The 15,735-nt window shown below is 71.9% G+C and carries 16 protein-coding genes; 9 read left to right on the top strand and 7 right to left on the bottom strand.

Annotation, left to right across the window (positions count from 1 at the left end; all coding sequences use genetic code 11):
- Positions 1-13 precede the first annotated feature (13 nt).
- Positions 14-1,006: a lysophospholipid acyltransferase family protein gene (locus tag ACQP17_RS17095; RefSeq protein WP_433857060.1), complete on the top strand. Its 993-nt coding sequence runs from the start codon at positions 14-16 to the stop codon at positions 1,004-1,006.
- A 44-nt stretch (positions 1,007-1,050) separates the two neighbouring features.
- Here the strand turns inward: ACQP17_RS17095 and ACQP17_RS17090 are convergent, their stop codons facing one another.
- The 4 genes from ACQP17_RS17090 to ACQP17_RS17075 all read right to left on the bottom strand — a co-directional run bounded on the left by ACQP17_RS17090 (position 1,051) and on the right by ACQP17_RS17075 (position 5,122).
- Positions 1,051-2,256 (bottom strand): DUF5667 domain-containing protein, encoded by a 1,206-nt coding sequence (locus ACQP17_RS17090; RefSeq protein WP_364884357.1) that lies wholly within the window; start codon positions 2,254-2,256, stop codon positions 1,051-1,053.
- A gap of 276 nt (positions 2,257-2,532) precedes the next feature.
- Positions 2,533-3,318 carry an ECF subfamily RNA polymerase sigma factor, BldN family gene (locus ACQP17_RS17085; protein ID WP_189104316.1) on the bottom strand — a complete coding sequence of 262 codons (786 nt, stop codon included), beginning with the start codon at positions 3,316-3,318 and terminating at the stop codon, positions 2,533-2,535.
- Positions 3,319-3,648: 330 nt separating this feature from the next.
- Positions 3,649-4,575 (bottom strand): HAD family hydrolase, encoded by a 927-nt coding sequence (locus ACQP17_RS17080; RefSeq protein WP_189104326.1) that lies wholly within the window; start codon positions 4,573-4,575, stop codon positions 3,649-3,651.
- Between the two features lie 259 nt (positions 4,576-4,834).
- A complete protein-coding gene (locus ACQP17_RS17075; protein WP_189104315.1) occupies positions 4,835-5,122 on the bottom strand; it encodes a glutaredoxin family protein in 288 nt (95 codons plus the stop codon).
- Positions 5,123-5,554: 432 nt separating this feature from the next.
- On the opposite strand from ACQP17_RS17075, the gene ACQP17_RS17070 reads away from it, so the two are divergent.
- The 4 genes from ACQP17_RS17070 to ACQP17_RS17055 are packed head-to-tail and all read left to right on the top strand — an operon-like array spanning position 5,555 to position 10,348.
- On the top strand, positions 5,555-6,337 hold the full coding sequence (locus ACQP17_RS17070) for a redox-sensing transcriptional repressor Rex (RefSeq protein WP_433857059.1): 783 nt from the start codon (positions 5,555-5,557) through the stop codon (positions 6,335-6,337).
- The gene (locus ACQP17_RS17065; RefSeq protein WP_433857058.1) at positions 6,334-7,689 is read left to right on the top strand and encodes a glutamyl-tRNA reductase; all 1,356 of its coding nucleotides are present in this window, start codon (positions 6,334-6,336) and stop codon (positions 7,687-7,689) included. Before ACQP17_RS17070 ends, ACQP17_RS17065 begins: the two co-directional genes overlap by 4 nt.
- Complete coding sequence (hemC, locus tag ACQP17_RS17060; protein ID WP_433857057.1) at positions 7,686-8,702, top strand: hydroxymethylbilane synthase; 1,017 nt, start codon at positions 7,686-7,688, stop codon at positions 8,700-8,702. The genes ACQP17_RS17065 and hemC overlap by 4 nt, the downstream gene beginning before the upstream one ends.
- Positions 8,699-10,348, top strand: a complete 1,650-nt coding sequence (locus ACQP17_RS17055; protein ID WP_433857056.1) for a uroporphyrinogen-III synthase — start codon at positions 8,699-8,701, stop codon at positions 10,346-10,348. Before hemC ends, ACQP17_RS17055 begins: the two co-directional genes overlap by 4 nt.
- Before the next feature lie 85 nt (positions 10,349-10,433).
- Here ACQP17_RS17055 and ACQP17_RS17050 read toward each other — a convergent pair whose 3' ends face one another.
- Together ACQP17_RS17050 and ACQP17_RS17045 are read right to left on the bottom strand one after the other, a co-directional pair.
- On the bottom strand, positions 10,434-10,640 hold the full coding sequence (locus tag ACQP17_RS17050; RefSeq protein ID WP_433857055.1) for a DUF397 domain-containing protein: 207 nt from the start codon (positions 10,638-10,640) through the stop codon (positions 10,434-10,436).
- Entirely contained in the window at positions 10,637-11,470 is an 834-nt protein-coding gene (locus tag ACQP17_RS17045) for a helix-turn-helix domain-containing protein (protein ID WP_433857054.1), read from the bottom strand. Before ACQP17_RS17045 ends, ACQP17_RS17050 begins: the two co-directional genes overlap by 4 nt.
- A gap of 156 nt (positions 11,471-11,626) precedes the next feature.
- Here ACQP17_RS17045 and ACQP17_RS17040 point away from each other — a divergent pair, with 156 nt between their 5' ends.
- The 4 genes from ACQP17_RS17040 (at position 11,627) to ACQP17_RS17025 (ending at position 14,696) form a co-directional block, all read left to right on the top strand.
- Positions 11,627-12,094, top strand: coding sequence for an ATP-binding protein (locus ACQP17_RS17040; RefSeq protein ID WP_433857053.1), 468 nt, complete (start codon positions 11,627-11,629; stop codon positions 12,092-12,094).
- A 268-nt stretch (positions 12,095-12,362) separates the two neighbouring features.
- Complete coding sequence (locus tag ACQP17_RS17035; RefSeq protein WP_433857052.1) at positions 12,363-13,280, top strand: helix-turn-helix domain-containing protein; 918 nt, start codon at positions 12,363-12,365, stop codon at positions 13,278-13,280.
- Positions 13,281-13,379: 99 nt separating this feature from the next.
- On the top strand, positions 13,380-14,369 hold the full coding sequence (hemB, locus tag ACQP17_RS17030; protein WP_433857051.1) for a porphobilinogen synthase: 990 nt from the start codon (positions 13,380-13,382) through the stop codon (positions 14,367-14,369).
- A gap of 144 nt (positions 14,370-14,513) precedes the next feature.
- Positions 14,514-14,696 carry a CsbD family protein gene (locus tag ACQP17_RS17025; protein ID WP_433857050.1) on the top strand — a complete coding sequence of 61 codons (183 nt, stop codon included), beginning with the start codon at positions 14,514-14,516 and terminating at the stop codon, positions 14,694-14,696.
- Between the two features lie 49 nt (positions 14,697-14,745).
- On the opposite strand, the gene bla is transcribed toward ACQP17_RS17025, so the two are convergent.
- Positions 14,746-15,708: a class A beta-lactamase gene (gene bla / locus ACQP17_RS17020; RefSeq protein WP_433857049.1), complete on the bottom strand. Its 963-nt coding sequence runs from the start codon at positions 15,706-15,708 to the stop codon at positions 14,746-14,748.
- Positions 15,709-15,735 lie beyond the last annotated feature (27 nt).

Below are 15,735 nucleotides of genomic sequence, written 5' to 3'. Positions count from 1 at the left end.
GAGTTCACCCACGATGGCGGACGCCAAGGTCATTCCCTTCGGCGAGGAGCCCCGGGCGCGCAGGAAGGCCAGGCGGGCCGGGCGCACGGAACGCGGTGCGGCGCTGGCGCCCGTACCGGAAGCACGGACCGAGCACCCGCCGGCGGCGGCCCCGCCGTCGCGGCCGCGGTCCCTGGACGAGCGGATCGCGGGCGGCCTGGCCTTCCTGCGCCGGCGGATCACCGGCGACTACGAGGTCGACGACTTCGGGTACGACGAGGAGCTGACCGACCAGGTCCTGATGTCGCTGCTGCGGCCCGTGTACGAGAAGTACTTCCGGGTCGAGGTGAAGGGCGTGGAGAACATCCCGTCCGAGGGCGGCGCGCTGATCGTCTCCAACCACTCCGGGACGCTGCCGCTCGACGGTCTGATGCTCCAGGTCGCGGTGCACGACAATCACCCGGCACAGCGCCATCTGCGGCTGCTGGCGGCCGATTTGGTGTTCGTCCTGCCGGTGATAAACGAGCTGGCGCGCAAGGCCGGGCACACCCTGGCCTGTGCGGAGGATGCCCAGCGGCTGCTGGAGCGCGGCGAGATCGTCGGGGTGATGCCGGAGGGCTTCAAGGGCATCGGCAAGCCCTTCTCGGACCGCTACAAGCTCCAGCGCTTCGGCCGGGGCGGGTTCGTCTCGACGGCGCTGAAGGCCGGGGTGCCGATCGTGCCGTGCTCGATCGTGGGGGCGGAGGAGATCTACCCGATGATCGGGAACGCCAAGACGCTGGCGCGGGTCTTCGGGCTGCCGTATTTCCCCGTCACGCCGACGTTCCCCTGGCTGGGGCCGCTCGGGGCGCTGCCGCTGCCGACGAAGTGGACGATCCAGTTCGGCGAGCCGATCCCGACGGCCGGCTATCCGCAGGAGGCGGCGGACGATCCGATGCTGATGTTCAACCTCACCGATCAGGTGCGGGAAACGATTCAGCACACGCTCTACAAGCTGCTGGTGCAGCGACGCTCGGTGTTCTTCTGAGGGAAGGACCAGAAGAACACCGAGCGTGCGGCGCGGGGCGGGCGCTACTTCGGGAGATCCTCGCCGTCGATGCCCAGACCGGGAAGCAGTCCCGGGATCAGCGGCGGGAGGGTGACGTCGGGCTGGCCGCCGGGCTCCTTGCCGTGGTGGCCACGGTGCGGGGACGGGCTGCCGCTCTTGGACGGCGGGTCGAGCAGGCCGCCCGTATTGCCACCGAGCAGGCCGTCGTCCTGGGACGGGGTGGCCGACGGGCGGGGGGCGTGCGCGCCACCGGAGTGCCGGCCGGAGGCGGACTTGCTGCCGGAGGGCGCCGGGTGGCCGGCGGAGCCGGATCCGGTGCCCGCGGAGCCGGGCGTGTTGCGGTGGTGGTGCTTGCCGGCCGGGGTGGGCGGCAGCAGCGAGCGCAGCGGACCGACCTCATGGTCTATGGCGTCGAAGACCGAGCTGACCTTGTCGCGGACGTCCATCAGCTGCACGGGGAGCTTGTCGCGCAGCTGTGACCAGGTGCCGCGGTGCGACGTGGTGAAGGAGTTCAGCGCCTGGATGGGGCCGAGCGAGCCGTCGCGTTCGTAGGCCTGGTGGAGCAGGCGGTGGCCCTCGCCCGCGTCATGGGTGATGCCGGCGAGCGCCTTGCGGATCTCGCCGAGCGACTCGTGGTCGAGGTCGGCGAGCCGGGCGCGCTCCATCAGGCGGCGGACCTCCATGATGCGGGTGGAGGCCTGGTCGAGATAGAGCCGGCCGCGGTCGGAGTCGTCGTCGGCCATGCCGAGCTTGAGGTCCTCCATGCCGCGCTTGAGGCCGTAGAGGGAGTCGCCGGGGAGGGCGTCGGAGCTGGCCGCGGCGACGCCGGTGAAGGCCCCTGCGGCGACGCCGACCGTCAGTCCGCCCGCTGCCAGCCCCTTGGAGAGGCGGGAGCGCGGGCGCAGCCGGCCGACCGATTTCGTGGCGCGGTGCGCGCCCTTGTGTTCGCGCTGCTCGGGCACCCGGGCACCGTCGGACGGAGCGCCTTCGGCGAAGGCGGCCTCCATCGCGGCGATGAGCTGGGCGCGCTGGACAGTCTTGACCTCGGCAGCCATCTCCGGCCTCGGGAGTCTCCCGAGGCCGTCGGCGACCGCCAACAGCCGTGCTTCGCCCGGCGCTTGCGCCGGATTGTCGACCTGGTCCTCGGCCGCCGTGCCCTCGAGGACCTGCTCCTCCAGGGTCTGGGCGAAGGCGTTGGCCCGCCGGTGCACCGAGACATTCGCGATCACGGGCGGCACCTCCTCTCGTCATCCCGCTCGACTCCCCGGACTGGCTTTGACTGTCCAGACGGACCGGACGGTTGCACGCAGCAGTCCGCGGCCACTCGATCGAGTGAGAGGCGGCGGGCATGGCGTGACCGCATGGAGCCTGCATTCCGCACAACGAGCGGCGCGGCACTCGGGTTACGCACTCACGATGATCTGACCGACCGGTTATGAAAGATCACCAGGTGTGAGCGGCGCACGGCGTGGGACGGGGCGTCGATTTGTGCGGATAGGGGTCGGTCAGCGGGCGTCTTCGGGGAGCAGTCGCGCCAGGGTGCGGACGGCGCGGTACTGGAGGGTCTTGATCGCGCCCTCGTTCTTGCCCATGACACGGGCGGTCTCGGCGACCGAGAGGCCCTGCAGGAAGCGCAGCGTGACGCACTCCTGCTGCTGGGGGTTGAGCTTGCGTACCGCCTCCAACAGGGCGGCGTTGGAGAGGGATTCGAGGACGGAGTCCTCGGGGCTGCGCTCGACCTCGTTGGCGTCGAGCATCTCTCCGGTGGTGACTTCCAGGCGGAAGCGGGAGGACTTGAAGTGGTCGGCGACCAGATTGCGCGCGATGGTCACCAGCCAGGCGCCGAAATCGCGGCCCTGCCAGGTGAACGTGCCGATGCGGCGCAGGGCGCGCAGAAAGGTCTCGCTTGTGAGGTCCTCGGCCGTGGCACGGCCTCCGACGCGGTAGTAGATGTAGCGGTAGACCGTGTCGGCGTACTGGTCGTAGAGGCGGCCGAAGGCCTCGGCCTCGCCGGCCTGGGCCCGCTCGACCAGGTCCATCATGCGACGGCTGTCGCTGTCGGCGGGGCGGCGGGCGGTGGTCGTGCCGGTGCCGGCGCGGCGGGATCTGCCGGCGGCCTTGCCGACCGCAGCACTCCCGTCGGCCAGGGCGTAGCAGGGGCCGGCGGCGGGGACGGCTGAGGCGAATGCGGGGACGGCGTACGCGGTGGGGACGAAACTGCGCAGGTGGTCGACGAGTGTCGTGCGCAGCGTAGCCAGGCCCGAGGCGTCAACCCCGACGTGTGGGTACACGGGACTCCCAGAGGCAGAGCTTCCATCACGTGCAGTGCGGGACCGTTCACTCGTCGTAGGGACGTGTGGGTTCCGGATTGCGTCTGAGGAGAATAACGCTTCGTACAGGCAGCGCTACACCCAGTTGCTCAAATCATCGATTACTTACGGTCCGTGCCGGGTTGGTGGCAGATCAAGTATCGATTACTGAGCAACTATTGATCGGAAGGGAACGCAATCTGCCTGGTTGGAGGGCGTGTTGTGGCTGACCGGCAGCAATGTGACTGAGCGGACGGCGGCGGGGGTAGGGACAGGGGATGGCCCGCCGTGTCGCTCCGTGATCATCCCTGGTCAGCGGCGTCGTCGCTGGAGCGCGACGGCGGCCGCGGCGCCGCCCGCGAGGGCGCCCACGCCGGCCGCCGCCGGGATGCCGATCTTGGCGGCTTTCCGGCCGGTCCGGTAGTCGCGCAGCCGCCAGCCCTGCTCGCGGGCGTGCTTGCGCAGGCGGCTGTCGGGGTTGATCGCGTAGGGGTGTCCCACCAGCGACAGCATCGGGATGTCGTTGGCGGAGTCGCTGTAGGCGGCGCAGTGCGAGAGGTCCAGGCCCTCGGCCGCGGCCAGCGCGCGGACCGCCTCGGCCTTGGCGGGGCCGTGCAGCGGCTCGCCGACCAGCTTGCCCGTGTAGACCCCGCCGACGGACTCGGCGACGGTGCCCAGCGCGCCGGTCAGGCCGAGGCGGCGGGCGATGATCGTCGCGGTCTCCACGGGGGCCGCGGTCACCAGCCAGACCTTCTGGCCCGCGTCGAGGTGTGCCTGGGCCAGGGCGCGGGTGCCCGGCCAGACCCGCTCGGCCATGTACTCGTCGTAGATCTCCTCGCCGATCGACATCAGTTCGGCGACGCGGTGGCCCTGGACGATGGACAGGGCGCTGTTGCGGACGTCGGCCATGTGCTCGGGGTTCTCCGAGCCGGCCAGGCGGAAGTAGATCTGCTGCCAGGCGAAGCGGGCGAGGTCGCGCTTGTGGAAGAAGTGCCGCTTGTAGAGGCCGCGGCCGAAGTGGAACAGCGCGGCGCCCTGCATGACGGTGTTGTCGAGGTCGAAGAAGGCGGCGGCGGCCGTGTCCCCGACGACCGGGAACTCGGGCTCGGCCGGGGTCTCCTCGACGGGCGGCGCGTCCTGGGTGGACTTGCGGGCGGCCTCGGCCGCGGCCTCGCCGGCCAGCACGCTGCGCGCCGTGGCGGGGCGCCGGCGGCGGGTGAACCACCCCAGGGACGGCAGCGCCCCGGAGGGCGTCCACCGGGGGCGGCGCGCGGACGGGACGAGGGGCGTCCCGTGGGGACTCCTGCCGGGGCGGTGGTCGGGAGACGGGAGAGCCATGGCGACAGCGTAGCCAGTTTGTTCGGTGCAGCCGGTTACGGGCGCGTGTCCGGAAGGCCGGCGGCGGGGGACGGGTGCGTTACGGCCATCCCGCGGCGGGTCGTGGCGGGGGTCCGGGGGCGGACCGCGGCGGGTCCGGGCGGCCGTCCGCGGCGGGGGCTCAGGCGCCCAGTGCGGTGCGCAGGCGCTTGGGGTCGACCCGCCAGAAGTCGTGCTGGGCGCCGTCGACGAGGACGACCGGAATCTGCTCCCAGTACTTGCGGTGCAGTTCGGGGTCCTCGGTGATGTCCTTGCGCTCCCAGGACGCGCCGGTCTCGGCGCAGACCTTCTCGATCACGGCCTGGGCGTCGTCGCAGAGGTGGCAGCCCGGCTTGCCGACGAGGGTGACCATCCGGTCGGCGGGGTTCTTGCGGGAGCTGCGGCTGAACACGTTGAACGAGGGGGCCATGGGGTCATTGTGCCCGGGGCGGGCCGGGGGCGGGGCCCGGGTCCGGGGGTGTGCCGGCCCGCCGGGGCCGTCCGCGGCGAGCCGGCAGACCGCCCGGGGCCTGCCGCTCGCGGCGTGTCCGGGGCCGGTCCGGGCCGGTCGGGGTGGCTTACCATCGATGGGCGATTTGTAGGTTTCCGGGGGTATGGCGGTAAGGAGTGAGGGCGCGTGCTCCCGTCGGTGCTGCCTGGTCAGACGGGTGGCGCGAGCCAACGGCGGGCCTCGGGAGTTGGTTCCGCGAAGGCCCGTAAAAGCCGCGTGACCCCCATCACTTTGGCCGGACAAACCGGACACCATCTTTGTGCACGCGTTCACAAAGACATAGCCTGCAGAAGACAGGGCGGTCGGGTTCCAGACGGTCGTCCGCAGCCCCGCTCTACCCGCAGGAGCACCGTGGCAACTGGCCGAACTCACCGACCGGCGACCCGAAGCCGAGGCATTCCCGAGGCCACCGTCGCCCGTCTCCCGCTGTATCTGCGCGCCCTGACGGCGCTCTCCGAGCGCTCGGTACCCACGGTCTCCTCCGAGGAACTCGCGGCCGCGGCGGGGGTCAATTCCGCCAAGCTGCGCAAGGACTTCTCCTACCTCGGCTCGTACGGGACCCGCGGCGTCGGCTACGACGTCGAGTACCTCGTCTACCAGATCTCGCGTGAGCTGGGGCTGACCCAGGACTGGCCGGTTGTGATCGTCGGCATCGGTAACCTCGGCGCCGCGCTCGCCAACTACGGGGGCTTCGCCTCGCGCGGGTTCCGGGTCGCCGCGCTGATAGACGCCGACCCGGCGATGGCCGGCAAGCCCGTCGCGGGCATCGGAGTCCAGCACACGGACGAGCTGGAGCACATCATCGAGAGCAACGGTGTCTCGATCGGTGTCATCGCGACGCCCGCGGGGGCCGCCCAGCAGGTCTGTGACCGCCTGGTCGCCGCCGGTGTCACCTCCATCCTCAACTTCGCGCCGACCGTGCTGACCGTCCCCGACGGGGTGGACGTCCGCAAGGTCGACCTGTCCATAGAGCTGCAGATCCTCGCCTTCCACGAGCAGCGCAAGGCGGGTGAGGACGGCGGGCCCGACGGTGGCGCCCCGGCCCCGGCCCCGGCCACCCGTGCCGCTGCCGCTGCCGTCACCGGCGATCGCAAGGGACCTGACGGGGACGTTCCCGCCGTGATGCCGGCATGAGTCTGCTGGTCGTCGGGCTGAGCCATCGCAGCGCGCCGGTGAGCGTGCTGGAGCGGGCCGCCCTCGCCCCGGAGGCGCGCGGCAAGCTACTGCAGGACGCGGTGTCGGCCGAGCCGGTCACCGAGGCCGCGGTGCTGTCCACCTGCAACCGCATCGAGCTGTACGCCGACGTGGACAAGTTCCACGCCGGTGTCGCCGAGCTGTCCACCCTCCTGGCGCGGCACGGCGCCGCCGGTCTGGAGGAGTTGACCCCTTATCTGTACGTCCACTACGAGGACCGCGCCGTCCACCACCTCTTCTCGGTGGCCTGCGGCCTGGACTCGATGGTCGTCGGCGAGGGCCAGATCCTCGGGCAGATCAAGGACGCGCTGGCCGTCGCGCAGGAGCTGCACACCGCCGGCCGGCTGCTGAACGACCTGTTCCAGCAGGCCCTGCGGGTCGGCAAGCGCGCGCACAGCGAGACCGGTATCGACAAGGCCGGCCAGTCGCTGGTCACCTTCGGGCTGGAGCAGCTCGCGGGCGGCGGGGACGTGGAGAGCTGGGCGCGGGGCAAGCGGGCGCTGGTCATCGGCGCCGGCTCGATGTCGTCGCTGGCCGCCACCACCCTGGTGCGGGCCGGTGTCGGCGAGCTGGCGGTGGCCAACCGCACCGTCGAGCGGGCCGAGCGGCTGGTCCGGATCCTCACCGAGCCGGGCGGCCCCGGCGCCGCGAGCGGGCTCGCCGCCCGCGCGGTGGCCATGACCACCGTCCCGCAGGAGCTGGCCGCCGCCGACATCGTGGTGTCCTGTACCGGCGCGACCGGTCTGGTGCTGGCCGGTGAGATGGTCGCGGCCGCGCGCCAGGACAACCCGGCGCCGCTGGCGCTGCTCGACCTCGCGATGCCGCGGGACATAGACGCCGCGGTGCACCGGATCGAGGGCGCGCACCTCGTCGACATCGAGTCGCTGGCCGACGCGTCCGCGGACGCGCCGATGGCGGCCGACGTGGACAAGGTGCGCGGCATCGTCTCCGACGAGGTCGCCGCGTTCGGCGCGGCCCAGCGGGCCGCGCACATCACCCCCACCGTGGTCGCCCTGCGCACCATGGCCGCGGATGTCGTCAGCGGCGAGATCGCCCGGCTCGACGGCCGACTTCCCGACCTGGACGACAAGCAGCGCGCCGAGATCACCCAGACCGTGCGCCGGGTCGTCGACAAGCTGCTGCACGCGCCCACCGTGCGGGTCAAGCAGCTCGCCAGCGAGCCCGGCGGCGCCGGGTACGCGGACGCACTGCGGGAACTGTTCGACCTCGACCCCGAGACGGTCGCCGCCGTCAGCAGGGCCGACACGCGCGATGCACGGGAGCGGGCATGAACGACAGCACCACACGAGCGCTGAGGCTGGGCACCCGGCGCAGCAAGCTCGCCATGGCCCAGTCCGGGCAGGTCGCCGAGGCGGTCCGGAAGGTGACCGGCCGGCCGGTCGAGCTGGTGGAGATCACCACCTACGGCGACACCTCCCGCGAGCACCTCGCGCAGATCGGCGGCACCGGCGTGTTCGTCTCCGCGCTGCGCGACGCGCTGCTCGCCGGGGAGATCGACTTCGCCGTCCACTCCCTCAAGGACCTGCCCACCACGCAGCCCGACGACCTGACCCTGGCGGCCATACCCGTGCGGGAGGACCCCCGCGACGCGCTGATCGCCAGGGACGGGCTCACCTTCGAGCAGCTGCCCGACGGTGCCCGCGTGGGGACCGGCTCCCCTCGGCGGATGGCGCAGCTCAACGCCTGGGCCCGGTCGCTGGGCCGGAGCGTGGAGGCCGTGCCGATACGCGGGAACATCGACACCCGCATCGGCTTCGTCGAGAAGGGCGAGCTGGACGCGGTGGTACTCGCCGCCGCCGGACTCACCCGCATCGGCCGCATCGACGAGGCGACGCAGCTGCTGTCGCCCGACGTGGTTTTGCCCGCCCCCGGCCAGGGGGCACTGGCGATCGAGTGCGCTGCGGTCAACGCAGACCTCGCCGCCCAGCTCGCCGAGCTCGACGACCCGGGCACCCGGGCCGCCGTGACCGCCGAGCGCTCCCTGCTCGCCGCCCTGGAGGCCGGCTGTTCCGCACCCGTCGGAGCACTGGCCGACCTCTCCCCGAGCGCTCGACTCCGTTCGAGCAGGGGAGGCCCCACGGCTGACGAGCAGGCTGTCACCGAATTGCATCTGCGCGGTGTCGTCGGCACGACCGACGGCAGCACGCTGGTGCAACTGTCCACCACCGGGCACGTACCCGCCACTCCCGACGTCGAGTCGGTCCCGCTGAAGCTGGGCCGGGAACTCGCCGCCGAGATGCTCGCTAAGGGTGCGGCCGGTCTTATGGGGGAGCGAGCACTTTGAACCCCACCGCCCCAAACCATTTCGCCTCCGGTCAGGTCACCTTCCTGGGTGCCGGGCCGGGAGACCCGGGCCTGCTGACGCTGCGGGCCGTGGAGGCGCTGGCCTCCGCGGACGTGCTGATCGCCGACCCGCAGGTGCTGGACGTGGTGCGTGTGCATGCACGCGCACAGGTCGACACACCACTGCAGACGCCGGCTGACGAGGCGTCAATCCCTGCGGACGTACCGGCCCTTCGCGACACCGCCAATCTTGTCATGACGGCGGCCCGCGCGGGCAAGCGGGTCGTGCGCGCCGTCACAGGGGACCCCGGCCTCGACGGGTATGTCGCCGAGGAGATGCTGGCCTGCGCCGCCGAGGGCATCGTCTTCGAGGTGGTGCCCGGTATCGCCGCGGCCGTCGGCGTGCCCGCGTACGCCGGGGTGCCGCTGCGCGACGCCCACGGCACCGACGTGCGGTTCATCGACGCCCGCACGGCCGACGAGCGCTGCTGGACCGAGGTCGGGGCCAGCGATGCCACGGCCGTGGTCTCCACCAGCCTCGATTCGGTGGCCGCGGCCGCCGGTGAGCTGGTGTCCGCCGGCCGCAAGCCGGACACCCCGCTGACCGTCACGGTCGCCGGCACCACCACCCGTCAGCGCACCTGGACGGCCACCCTCGGGTCGGTCGCGCAGGTGCTGAAGGCCGCGAAGGTGCTGCCGTCGGCGGACGGCGGCCAGCCGGTCATAGCCGTGGTCGGTGAGCGCAGTGCCGCGGCCCGGCGTGAGCCGCTGTCGTGGTTCGAGTCCAAGCCGCTGTTCGGCTGGCGGGTACTCGTGCCGCGGACCAAGGAGCAGGCCGCTTCGCTCTCCGACCAGCTCGTCTCGTACGGCGCGGTGTCGCACGAGGTCCCCACCATCGCCGTCGAGCCGCCGCGTACCCCGCAGCAGATGGAGCGCGCGGTCAAGGGCCTGGTGACCGGCCGCTACGAGTGGATCGCCTTCACCTCGGTCAACGCCGTCAAGGCGGTCCGGGAGAAGTTCGAGGAGTACGGCCTGGACGCCCGGGCCTTCGCCGGGATCAAGGTCGCCGCGGTCGGCGAGCAGACCGCCAAGGCGCTGGTCGCCTTCGGTGTGAAGCCCGACCTGGTGCCGAGCGGTGAGCAGTCGGCCGCCGGGCTGCTGGAGGACTGGCCGCCCTACGACCCGGTCTTCGACCCGATCGACCGCGTCTTCCTGCCGCGTGCCGACATCGCCACCGAGACCCTGGTGGCGGGCCTGATCGAGCTGGGCTGGGAGGTCGACGACGTCACCGCCTACCGGACGGTGCGCGCCTCGCCGCCGCCGGCCGAGACCCGTGAGGCGATCAAGGGCGGCGGTTTCGACGCGGTGCTCTTCACGTCCTCGTCGACGGTGCGCAACCTCGTCGGGATCGCGGGCAAGCCGCACAACGTGACGGTGATCGCCTGTATCGGCCCGGCCACCGCCAAGACCGCCGAGGAGCACGGCCTGCGGGTGGACGTCATGTCGCCCGAGCCGTCGGTGCACAAGCTGGCCGAGGCCCTCGCGGACTTCGGCGCGGCGCGCCGCGATGCCGCGCTGGAGGCCGGTGACCCGGTCACCCGGCCGAGCGAGCGGCGGCCCGGGTCGCGTCGGCGGGCCCGTAGCTGAGCGGCCGTCGGTACGGCCGTGGGTACGGCTTGAAGGGCGCCTCCCTTGTGGGGGCGCCCTTCTGCGTGTCCGCCGTCCTGATCCGTCAGTGCTCGGCGGCGTACGGGAGGAACGCGGCCCAAGTGGTGGGAGCGAGGGTGAGGCGGGGGCCGTCGGGGTTCTTGGAGTCGCGGATGAGGACGGTGCCGGGGGTGGTGGCGACCTCGACGCACTCGCCCCCCTCGTCGCTGCTGTAGCTGCTCTTCGCCCAGTGCGGTTCGCGCTCGGTCCCGGAGCAAGGCTTGAGGGTCATGTCTCTTCCCGCACTTTCTCGATAAAGGCCAGTGACTCACGTGGTGTGAGAGCTTGCACCCGGATGCTGCCATAACGCATGTCGAGCATCTGTACCTGTGGTGGTTCGGAGATCACTCGGCTGAGATGCTGGACCTCGGCGTGTGCGACCGTATCGCCCCCCTTCAGCCGACGCAGGCTGAACGAACCGCTGAGACCTGGGTTCACTTCCCGTCCCAGTGGGAGCACTTGGAGGTCCACGTTCCGGAACTGGCCGACCTCCAGCAACCGTTCGAGCTGCCTGCGCATCACCGGCTTGCCCCCGATGGGGCGGCGCAGCGTCGACTCGCACTGAATAAAGCTGAAGATGGGCGGAGTCGCCGAACTGTCCAGGATATTCTGGCGGGCCATGCGGCCCGCGACCCGCTCCTCGATTTCGCGTGGCGTGAAGAACGGGCGGCGGTTGCCGATGAGTGCGCGTGCGTACTCCTCGATCTGCAGCAGGCCGTTGAAGACGGAGCTCTCGTAGCAGCACAGCTCAACCGACGCCGCTTCCAGCTTCGTCAGGTCCCGGACCTTCTTCGGGTAGCGGACGAGTGCCACGTCCTCCTTCAGTGCGGCGAGTCGGCCACCCGCTCCCAGTACCTCGTCCGCCAGGTCCAGGTACTCCGGCTGGGGAACCCGGCGTCCGCGCTCCACCGCGGACACCGACTCCTCGCTGTACCCGATCGCTTTCCCGAATTCGGCCTGGGTGAGCCCGGCCGCCTCGCGCCACAGCTTGAGCTGCCGCCCGACGACTTTCATCACGGCCCCGGCTTCCTCGTCCTCCGGGCCCGTATCCCATTCGCTCATGTCCGACCCCCTCCGCCTTGTGACCATGTTCAACGTCCGTCGCCCGTGACCGCTACGGTGCGTGGCCCGGACAAGAGTCGTATCGCCCCGGACAATTGCGCCCTGTCCGGCTTCCGGTCCTTCTCAGGCTAGATACGCACGACCACGCTGTGTGACGTGAATCAGCGAATCACTCGAACCAGCAGTTCCGTTACCGGCCTCGGGGCGGACCCCGCCCCGTCCCTCCGGTACTCCGTTCCGCTCTCCGCCACGCCCCGGGGTGCCCGGCTGGCCCGCATCCTCGCCGTGGAGCAACTGGCCTCGTGGGGGCTGCCCTTCGACCCCACCCGGCTGCTCGTCGCGGAGCTGGCGGCGAACGCGGTGCAGCACGGGCGCGTCGCCGGGCGGAGTTTCCGGCTCACCCTCGCCGTCGTGCCGCCCGCCACGCTCCGTATCGAGGTGACCGATACGCGCGGTGACCGGCTGCCCGTCCGTGCGCCGGACTCCGGCGGCACCCTGTCCGAGTCCGGGCACGGGCTGCTGCTCGTCGCGGAGTCGGCGGACCGCTGGGGCGTCCAGGAAGGGCCGGTGCCGTGCAAGACCGTGTGGGCGGAGCTGGATCTCGGGCCGGATGCCGAGCGCTGAACCGGAGCCCGGAAAGGCGGGATCCGGTGGGCCGGGTGGCGGTGCGGCGGGCGGTCAAAGACAGAGAACCCCTGGGAAAGAACCTTCCCCACCCACCAAACCCCGCGTATGTCACCCATGGGGGTGAACCGGCTCAACTCGGCTGGCGCGTGGGCGACTTGGGTGGGCAGGCTCGGGCCTGACCACCACCGCAGACATGCGACGGCCCCCGCCGGGACTGCAATCCCAATGCGAGGGCCTGACCACCAGAGGAAGAAGCACCTTCCCGATGGCTGAAGAGAAGCCTAACCGCGCAGCGCGCCCGTATCCCCGTGTTCGGCGAAGTGCCGCCCACTACGGGGTGACCCACATCCGGCTGTACCAGCCGGACCGGTACACGATCATCGGCAACCACCTCGCCCAGCACCGCGACCTGTCCCTGACGGCGATCGGGGTGGGCACCCACATCCTGTCGCTGCCCGAGGGCGCGGCCGTCGACATCCGCAGCCTCGCCGCCCGCTTCCCCGAGGGGCGGGACCGGATCGCCTTCGCCCTGCGGGAGTTGGAGGCGTACGGCTACGTCGAGCGGGTGCGGGAGCGGACCGCCGACGGCCGGGTGCTCACCCGTACGTACGCGCATCACGCGCCCGGCGTCCCGGAGGAGGCCCGTGCGGCGCGAGCGCCACAGCCGTCGCCCGCGCGGCCGGTGCCCGAGCCCGTCCCTGACTCCACCCCCGAACCTGTCCCGGAAATCGCCCCGGAAATCGCCCCGGAACTCGTCCCCGAGGCGGCCCCGGACGCGCACCAGGTCACCGCCCGCGCCCTGCTCGCGTCGCTGCGCCGGACCGATGACCGGCTCACCCTGTCCGGGCGGGACGTGCGGCGCCTGGCCTCCGCCGTGGCCGCCTGGTTCGAGAACGGCGCCACGGCCGCGGCCGTGCACCGCACGCTGACCGCCGCGCTCCCGGCCGAGCTGAAGAACCCGGCGGGGCTGCTCGCACACCGTCTCCGGGAGATGCTTCCGCCGCCGCTGCCCCCGGGACGCGAGACCATCCCGGACGCCCCCTGCCCGCCCCCTCCGGAGCCGTTCCAGACCTGCGACGGCTGTGAGCGCGCGTTCCGGGCGCCGGAGCCCGGGCGGTGCCGGGAATGCCGCCCCGGGCCGGCGTCCGGTGAGCCCGTCGAGGGTCCCGCCGTGGCGGCCTGAGCGGGGCGGTCCGCGGAGTCTTCCGCTCCGACGGTACGTCGCAAAAGTCCGACGGTACGTCGGCAAAGGCAGGCGTACGGCGGGCGTAGCGTGGGCGGTATGACGAAGTACGGAAGCTTCCCAGGGGCGCGGCCGCGGCGCCTGCGGACCACCCCCGCCATGCGGCGGATGGTCGCGGAGCACCGGCTGCACCCGGCCGATCTGATCCTGCCCGCGTTCGTGCGCGAGGGGATCAGCGCGCCGGTGCCGATCTCCGCGATGCCGGGCGTCGTCCAGCACACGCGGGACACGCTGCGCAAGGCCGCTGTCGAGGCCGTCGAGGCGGGGGTCGCCGGGATCATGCTGTTCGGGGTGCCCGAGGACGACAAGAAGGACGCCCTCGGCACGGCGGGCACGGATCCGGACGGCATCCTGCAGCTGGCGATCCGGGACGTGCGGGCCGAGGTCGGCGACGACCTCGTGATCATGTCGGACCTGTGCCTGGACGAGTACACCGATCACGGCCACTGCGGCGTGCTGGACGCGGACGGGCGGGTCGACAACGACGCGACGCTGGAGCGCTACGCCGAGATGGCGCAGGTGCAGGCCGACGCGGGCGTCCACACCGTGGGTCCCAGCGGGATGATGGACGGCCAGATCGGTGTGGTCAGGGACGCCCTGGACCAGACCGGGCACGAGGACGTGTCGATCCTCGCCTACACCGCGAAGTACTCCTCCGCGTTCTACGGGCCGTTCCGGGAGGCCGTCGGCTCCTCGCTCCAGGGCGACCGGAAGACCTACCAGCAGGACCCGGCGAACTTCCGGGAGTCGCTGCGCGAGCTGGCGCTCGACCTCGACGAGGGTGCCGACATGGTGATGGTCAAGCCGGCGATGCCGTACCTCGACGTCCTCGCGAAGATCGCGGACTCGGTGGACGTGCCCGTCGCCGCGTACCAGATCTCCGGTGAGTACGCGATGATCGAGGCGGCCGCCGAGAAGGGCTGGATCGACCGCGACAAGGCGATCCTGGAGGCGCTGACCGGCATCAAGCGGGCCGGTGCGGACATGATCCTGACGTACTGGGCGACGGAGGTCGCGCAGGGCCTGTGAGACGCCCGGCGCACCGCCCGCCGCAGCTCCCGCCCCGGGTCCGGGGCGGGAGCTTTGTCGTTGCCGGCATGTTTTGACCGCCGTCAGCCGGGCACGCGTTCGATTGTCAAGGAAGATCCCCGACCGACCGAGGAGCGGGTAACCATGACCGCCAAGCGCAAGATGCAGGCCAAGGGCGCCCAGGTCATCGGCGCCGTGAAGGAAGTCGTCGGCCGGGCCACGCACAACCGCAAGCTCCAGGCCGAGGGCAAGGCCGAGAAGACCGCCGGACACGGGCTGGACGCGAGCGAGAAGACCAAGGACGCGGCGCGCAAGCACATGCCCTGACCGTCACACCTGCCCGGACCGCCGTCTCAGCGGGGCACGGCCCGGGACCTCAGTGCGTCACGGCCCGCGCGAGGACCCTCGTCACGTCCGCGACCAGCCGGTCGTTGCCGGGCGCCGACCGCTCGGCGCTGCCGGTCAGCACGGCCAGCACGATCGGGGTGCCGTCCGGGGTCCAGGCCACGCCCGCGTCGTTGGCGGTGCCGTACGAGCCGGTGCCGGTCTTGTCGGCGATGGCCCAGTCACGGGGCAGCGCAGCGCGGAAGCGGTCCGTGTTGGTCTCGTTGGCCTTCATCCAGGCCGTCAGCCGGGCCCGGTCCACGGGCGTGAGCCCGTCGCCCACCAGCAGCCGGGCGAAGGTGCGGCCGATGGCGGCGGGCGTGGTGGTGTCCGTCCTGCGCCACGGCTCGGCCGAGTTGAGGTCCGGCTCCCAGCGGTCGAGGCGGGTGTGGTGGTCGCCGAGGGAGCGGGCGAAGCCGGTGACGGCGGTGGGGCCGCCGAGCTCCCGCAGCAGGAGGTTGGCCGCCGTGTTGTCGCTGCGCTGGACGGCGGCGGCGCACAGCCCGGCGATCGTCATGCCGGTGGCGAGATGGGCCTCGGTGACGGGGGAGTTGGCGATGACATCGGCGCGGGTGTAGTGGATGCGGCGGGCGAGGGTCTCCCCGTGGTGGTCGAGATCGCGCAGCACCGCCCCTACGGCGAGGGCCTTGAAGACCGAGCACATGGGGGCGCGGGTGTCGGCGCGGTAGGCGACGGTGGCGCCGGTGCGGGTGTTGTGCGCGTAGGCGCCGATGCGCGCGTGATGTGTCCGCTCCAGGCGGCGCAGGGCCGCCTGGGCGTCACCGGTCGACGGGGCCTTCGCGGCGGCCGGGTCCTTCGGGGCGGTAGCCGCCGGTTCCTGCGCGGTGGCGGGCCCGGCCGACCCCGCCAGCAGGCCGGCCGCCAGCAGTCCGGCCCCCGTTCCGAGCAAGGCCCGCCGCGTCGGCACGGTGCCGGTCCCGCTGTTCTCGTACATCGCTGTCCTGCCCCTCCATGGAGAAAA

This window comes from Streptomyces kronopolitis, from assembly GCF_050953795.1.
Lineage (GTDB): Bacteria > Actinomycetota > Actinomycetes > Streptomycetales > Streptomycetaceae > Streptomyces > Streptomyces kronopolitis_A.
The sequence above is the reverse complement of the archived record's forward strand: the minus strand, read 5'-3'. Positions and strand labels throughout refer to the sequence as shown.